We start from the raw sequence: 6,161 nt of genomic DNA, 5'->3' as shown, positions 1-6,161 counted from the left end.
TGATATTTGTGTACACTATAGAATCTGAGTTCAAAGGCTATAGCGCCCTTCCAATCTTTGACTCAAAGAAGCGATCAAACTTAGAATCCAGGCACTGAATAAATTCGGCTCACCACAAATTGCCCACCAAATTTTAAGGAATCCAAAAGAGGCTAAACAAATCTATGGTGTTAGAGTATACACTAAAGCAGTCAAAGTCGTAACCGAAGCAGCCAAATTGGGATACCCTATGAGTATGGCTGATGCAGCACTCATCGCAATAGCTGAAGACGACTTAGATCGAGCTATGCCCTATTTCATAAGAGCTGCTAATGAAGGCTCTCGTACTTCACACCATTTCCTCGCCAAAAACTTAGAACGCGCGGTCTCGCGCCGGAAGCCGCGCATAGCGGGAAGTCGTGTGGATACAGGAAAACTAGCAATCCTAGCCTACAATGCTGGTATCAAAACAAGAGATATTAGCCACGATTACGCACTTCACCTCGTACAGGAAAGAAAAAAGGGTGAGAAATACTCTGAGGAATCTGAAACAATCATAAAACTTCTACGTGAATCCTTAGCTCTCAAGAACTGTAATGCTCACGACACCATGGCTCAATTTTTAGCAAATGATTATCTCCTCCATAAAGGCCCTCTAAAAAACCACGATAGGGGCTATGTTCCACAGAGTTTACCACTCAAACCATAAAACCTACAGTTCGCATTGGATAGCCTCTTCCTATCTCTATTTTACAATACCAGCAGTTGTCGACCTCCCCAAAGGCGTAGCGGCCGCCAGACATGCTCTCAAATCCAGCTCTGGAGCATACAAAAAAAGACAACAACAACTGCTCAGTCAAGCTCTCAAGAAAATGACTCCAGAACAAAAAATTGAGGCGGATAAACTCACCGAGGAAAACTACCCAGAAGCCTCTAAATTCAGAAAAGAAGCCTTTACCAAGCTCAAAGAACTAGGAGACATCTCAGACCACTTCGACTTTGACTCTAACCAACTCCACTAAAGACTATGAAGACCTACCTCACTCTTTTTATTGCTACAGTTTGTTTACTCAGCCCCTCAAAACTTACGGCGCAAAGCAAACAACTTATCGATGGCTTCATCAATGAGAAGCTTAAGCCAGCCCAGTCGATAGAGTTTGCGGTATCGTCCATGAATAACTTTGATACCATCCTTGAAAAAATCGCTGTTAGAAAATTCGACCAAAATAAGAAAATCGACTTGGAACAACTTCAAAAAGCTCCAACAAGCGAATAGAAGCCAATCTCATCTCACCAATCGATATGGTTTCAGCATTTCATGGTATGTGACAATTACCAAGGAAAACGAAATCACTTCGCGCCCTATGATCTTAGAGCTATGTCCAAAATCGCACGCCTACAAAGCGGGGCTAAGAACTGGAGACATCATTCACTTTGCTCATGATGTTGACCTAGCTAGCGCGGACTCTGTGACCCGGTTGCGACGTTTACTTAGCCTTTGGCCTCAAGATTCTGCGGTCAAACTATCGATTTTACGCCACCGGTATAACAACTACGAGCCGAGCAACGATGCGATCAAGGACACCAAGAAAGAATTTACGTTCTCAACATAAGTTCTATCTACCAGAACCCCCAAGAAGAAGAAGAGATTCAAACTGCTATGCGCAGAAAAGGCCTACACCTTGACTTTGTAAACTAGTAGACAGCTTAATAAAGCAGGGTCCTCCCACCTGACCTAGTCAGCCAAGGCCTTCACGTGTGCCTCCACACAGTTTGCTAGAACAGTTGGCTCGTAGCCGCCTTCTAGAACTGAAACAACGCGTCCTCCACAATATTGGTCCGCATAGCTGCAGACTAACTTAGTGAGCTCAGCAAAGCCATTGGGGCTAACCAGCATCTCGGCGAGTGGGTCGCCAGCTGCCGCATCAAAGCCGGCACATACTATTATTAGTTCTGGCTTAAATTTCACCAAAGCTTCGCTCAACGGTTCTTTCCACACTTTGATAATCTCCTCGTCTCCTGATCCTGGCTTCAGAGGTATATTGAGCGTCGTACCTTTCCCCTTTCCCTCTCCAATCTCACTTGGATCTCCACAGGAATGAAAATGTCCCTCTTGGTGGGTTGAAAAATAAAAGACACTCGGGTCTCTGTAAAAAGTCTCTTCAGTGCCGTTACCACAATGCACATCCCAGTCGACTATAGCCACCTTCTTTAATCCATGTTCTTTTTGCGCATAACGGGCAGCTATTGCACCATGGTTAAAAATACAAAATCCCATCCCTAGGTCTGGTGTCGCGTGGTGACCAGGTGGACGCACAGCACAGAACGCTCTATCGATGGCCCCGCTCAGTACTGAATCCACAGCATTCAGCACTCCTCCAGTAGATAAAACCGCCGCATCATAAGAATGCTCGCCAATTGCAGTGTCCCCCGTACGCAGGTTTTCAGCAAAATTCTCTACATCCATTTTCACCATGTCGTGATAGTGCGCCGAGTGAACCAAAGTAATCTCTTTTACCGAGGCAATTCGGTCATCCAGCCTCTCCACCTTTGGAAAAGCATTCTCGAGCCGATCCAGCACGTATTGGTATCGCCGTGTTGATTCTGGATGTCCTGGGCCTGTGTCGTGCTTTAGCAATTCCTCAGAACTCCAGATCGCCACCTTGAGCGCCTTTTTCTTTTTGACTTTCGCCCGCGTTCTAACCACAGCTTTTTTAGTAGCCTTTATCACTGGAGTCTTGTGTTTTTTCTTCGACTTTTTCTTCTCCCAAGCAATTGATTGCTTCACAAGTTCATCCACCTCCATAATGAACTCGTCGCTGTCATCAGCAGGAATACGTTCGCGCTCTGCACCGCGATTCATAAACAGTTTGACCATTGGACCGTTGCGCTTTTGTACTGACGCCCAAAATGTCTTCACCCCCCGCTCCTGCGCAATTTTAGCAATTTCAGATAGCAAGTAGTTAGCGATACCTTTACGCCGCGCCTTCTCGTGCACCAAGAAAGCAACCTCTGCGGTCTTCCCTCCTTGGTCCAGATAGAATCGACCAACAGCTCGCAAGAGCTCTCGGTGGTTGTCCCGGTAAAACACTCCTATAGCTAGATCTTTCGCCTGATCCACCGCCGACATTCTATAGGCTGAACCCTCGTCTAACATTGGCATCGCATGACCATAACGTAATCGTATAGTTTCCTGGTCCTGAGCATAAAAGAACTCCTGCAACGAACGAACGTCGCTGGGATGCATCGGCCGACTCATATAGTCGATACTGCCAAATTCAACCCGCTTGATATCAATTCCCGCATCCTGATCGTGGATTCCTGATGGTTTGAACCCATAAATTTTGGGAATCCATTTCTGTATCCTAGCTCCCTCAAGCAATGATTCACGTACATCGGGGTGTGCTATCTCAACTAGGCGCAAGACACGCTGCCTAATCGTCTGACCGACCAAATTAGCCACTCCGTATTCTGTGACTACATAGTGCACATCACCGCGCGAACTACAGACGCCACTGCCAGATGTCAACCCAGTCACAATTCGGCTAGAGCCATCAGCATCTCTCGATGCCAGCGCTATGATGGGTCGGCCACCATTGCTCATTGCTGCTCCACGGATAAAATCTTGGGTAGCTCCGATGCCTCCATAGAAACGATGGCCTCTAGAATCTCTCACCACTTGACCAGTCAGATCAATCTCACGCGCGCCATTGATTGACACCATCTGTCTATTCTTAGCAATCCGATGTGGGTCGTTACTCCACTCACTTTTATGCAACTCGATCTCATGGTTACGGTTCACAAAATCACACAGTGCCTGGGAACCCAGACAATGACTAGCGACACTCACCCCTTTATGGTAGGCCTTCATGCTATTATCAACAGCACCGGCCCTCACTAGGTTCATCATTTCATCGGTGAAACAGCCCGTGTGAATTCCTAAGTGCTTATGTTTGGTTAAAGCCCTCAATACCGCCTGAGGACTATTGCCCATACTTACTTGTAGAGTGGAGCCGTCCTCAATCAATTGAGCTGCGTATTCCCCAATTTTCTTATGGTGGCCCTTGTACTCCCAAGCTTCCAAAAAAGGTAACTCAGCATCCTGTTCAATAAAGTAGTCAATCGAAGACATCGGAATCCGTGTATCTCCGTAGGTTTGAGGCACATTTTTGTTGATCTGCGCCACCACCTTTTTCGCGGATGTCACCGCGCCGTAGATCACATCAGCACTCAAGCCCAGTGACACATAACCTTCTGCATCTGGTGGGCTCACCTGTACCAAAGTAGCATCGAGACTGATCACTCCACTCCTAAACAGACGTGGGATCTCAGATGTCGGGCATGGAGTATAGTCAGCCCATCCTTCCCCCACAGCCTCGCTCATTCTACGTGAGAGGAAGAAGCTGTTGGTCCGGAAGCTCCCTTCAAACTTAGACTCTACCCATGGCAAATCTCCAAGAGTGTGGATGTGTAATAGCTCAACATCCTGAAATGATTCATGCTCCGACAGCAAACTTTCCACCAAAGCAAAAGGAACCATTGCCCCACCTCCAATAAATACACGTCCACCATTCGGCACAATTTTCTTCCACGGCAATGACTGCATATAAGTGTGCTAACACGGAGAGATCTCTTATGCCATCTTGAATGATTTCACACCAAACTCAACGTCACCTAATCCACTTAAGCTCAGCATAATTAGGCTGAGCCAAAAGAAATACAACTAATCCATCGAGATTTCAATTGACAGTTTACAACCCGCCTCCTAGCTTGCCCGCCCTTCCCCGAGACTAAATCGACAACTCGTTCTAGCCCCGACATAAGGACAACCAAGAATTTATATATGAAAACATTCTCCGCCAAAGCTCAGGACGTTGAGCGCAAATGGTACGTGATCGATGCTGCTGATAAAGTACTCGGTCAAGTCGCTCGTGAAGCTGCAGTACTACTTCGTGGTAAGCACAAAGCTATCTTCACTCCACACGTTGACACAGGTGACAACGTCATCGTCATCAACGCTGAAAAAGTTCGCCTCACTGGCAACAAGGAGACTCAGAAGATCTACACAGCTTACACTGGATACGTTGGTAACCAGAAAATCGAGACACCTAAAAAGGTGCGTCAGCGTCACCCAGAGCTTCTCGTTGAGCGCGCGGTAAAAGGAATGATTCCACACAACAGACTTGGTAGCGCTATCTACAAGAAGCTCCACGTCTATGCTGGCGCTGAGCACGCACACGCGGCACAGAACCCAGAAGCTTTTGAAATCGCTTAATTTTTAATACACTAACATTTTATCACTATGAGCGAAGCAAACGTATACAGCGCAACTGGCCGTCGTAAGAACGCCGTTGCACACGCATGGATCTCCGAAGGCACAGGTGCAATTACCATCAACAAGCGCCCATTCGAAGAATACTTCCCAACACTCACACAGCAAAACGCAATCCTCGCGACATTCGAGGTTAGCAACCTTGCTAAGAAATTTGACGTACGCGTCTCCACTAACGGTGGTGGACTCAATGGCCAGGTCGGAGCTATCCGCCTAGCCATCGCACGTTCACTCATCCAGTTCGACGCAGAACTTCGTCCAGTACTCAAAGCTGCAATGATGCTCCGTCGTGACCCACGCATGAAAGAGCGCAAGAAAGCTGGACGTCCAGGTGCGCGTAAGCGTTTCCAGTTCTCCAAGCGATAATACGCTACACGAACTCGGATCGATCCGATTCATTTACAAAAATCCACGCCTGCCCGCAGGTGTGGATTTTTTCGCATGCACAAATCAGAGTCCTTGACCTAGAGGACTACAATCTAAAACTTCACTAAAGAGATTAAACGGATATAACTGCGCACATCCTCCGTGAGATGCTCACCATACACATGTTGTACTAGCAGCATTTTAGGCTCTGACAGAAAAATTGTGTTTTTGGTCTGTTAGTTAGGTCATTGCTTCTTCAAAGCCATGACCGATAATTTCCTTCTACTGGATGAGGAGCGCAGATCCAGATCAAAATCATATAAGTGCCTGACGATAGGAAGGCCGAAGCATTGGGTTTCCCAATGTGGAGTTATGCTGATTTTGATCTTGAGCGGAGCCCGCATTTCCAGTGTGTGTTAGAGGTTGATGTTGCGTAGGTTCGGGACTCTGTCACCAAACTCCATGGCGAACCGAGCAAGCGCTT

The 6,161-nt window shown here is 47.0% G+C and carries 7 protein-coding genes; 6 read left to right on the top strand and 1 reads right to left on the bottom strand.

Features of this window, described 5'->3' with window-relative positions; all coding sequences use genetic code 11:
* Window positions 1-235 precede the first annotated feature (235 nt).
* From ABGY95_RS06560 to ABGY95_RS06545, 4 genes are all read left to right on the top strand, one after another.
* Entirely contained in the window at window positions 236-688 is a 453-nt protein-coding gene (locus ABGY95_RS06560; RefSeq protein ID WP_347440892.1) for a hypothetical protein, read from the top strand.
* A complete protein-coding gene (locus ABGY95_RS06555) occupies window positions 657-1,001 on the top strand; it encodes a hypothetical protein (RefSeq protein WP_347440891.1) in 345 nt (114 codons plus the stop codon). The genes ABGY95_RS06560 and ABGY95_RS06555 overlap by 32 nt, the downstream gene beginning before the upstream one ends.
* Window positions 1,002-1,006: 5 nt before the next feature.
* Window positions 1,007-1,255: a hypothetical protein gene (locus tag ABGY95_RS06550; protein WP_347440890.1), complete on the top strand. Its 249-nt coding sequence runs from the start codon at window positions 1,007-1,009 to the stop codon at window positions 1,253-1,255.
* Window positions 1,256-1,343: 88 nt separating this feature from the next.
* On the top strand, window positions 1,344-1,592 hold the full coding sequence (locus tag ABGY95_RS06545) for a S1C family serine protease (protein WP_347440889.1): 249 nt from the start codon (window positions 1,344-1,346) through the stop codon (window positions 1,590-1,592).
* A 122-nt stretch (window positions 1,593-1,714) separates the two neighbouring features.
* Here the strand turns inward: ABGY95_RS06545 and ABGY95_RS06540 are convergent, their stop codons facing one another.
* Complete coding sequence (locus ABGY95_RS06540) at window positions 1,715-4,585, bottom strand: GNAT family N-acetyltransferase (RefSeq protein ID WP_347440888.1); 2,871 nt, start codon at window positions 4,583-4,585, stop codon at window positions 1,715-1,717.
* Between the two features lie 237 nt (window positions 4,586-4,822).
* Between ABGY95_RS06540 and rplM the strand changes: the two genes are divergently transcribed.
* Window positions 4,823-5,254: a 50S ribosomal protein L13 gene (gene rplM, locus ABGY95_RS06535; protein ID WP_347440887.1), complete on the top strand. Its 432-nt coding sequence runs from the start codon at window positions 4,823-4,825 to the stop codon at window positions 5,252-5,254.
* A 27-nt stretch (window positions 5,255-5,281) separates the two neighbouring features.
* A complete protein-coding gene (gene rpsI / locus ABGY95_RS06530) occupies window positions 5,282-5,677 on the top strand; it encodes a 30S ribosomal protein S9 (RefSeq protein WP_347440886.1) in 396 nt (131 codons plus the stop codon).
* Window positions 5,678-6,161: the final 484 nt, after the last annotated feature.

Origin of the sequence: Rubritalea sp. (genome assembly GCF_039830215.1) — a bacterium.
Classification (GTDB): Bacteria; Verrucomicrobiota; Verrucomicrobiia; order Verrucomicrobiales; family Akkermansiaceae; genus Rubritalea.
Note: the sequence above shows the minus strand (reverse complement) of the source record. Positions and strands in the feature narration are given on the sequence as shown.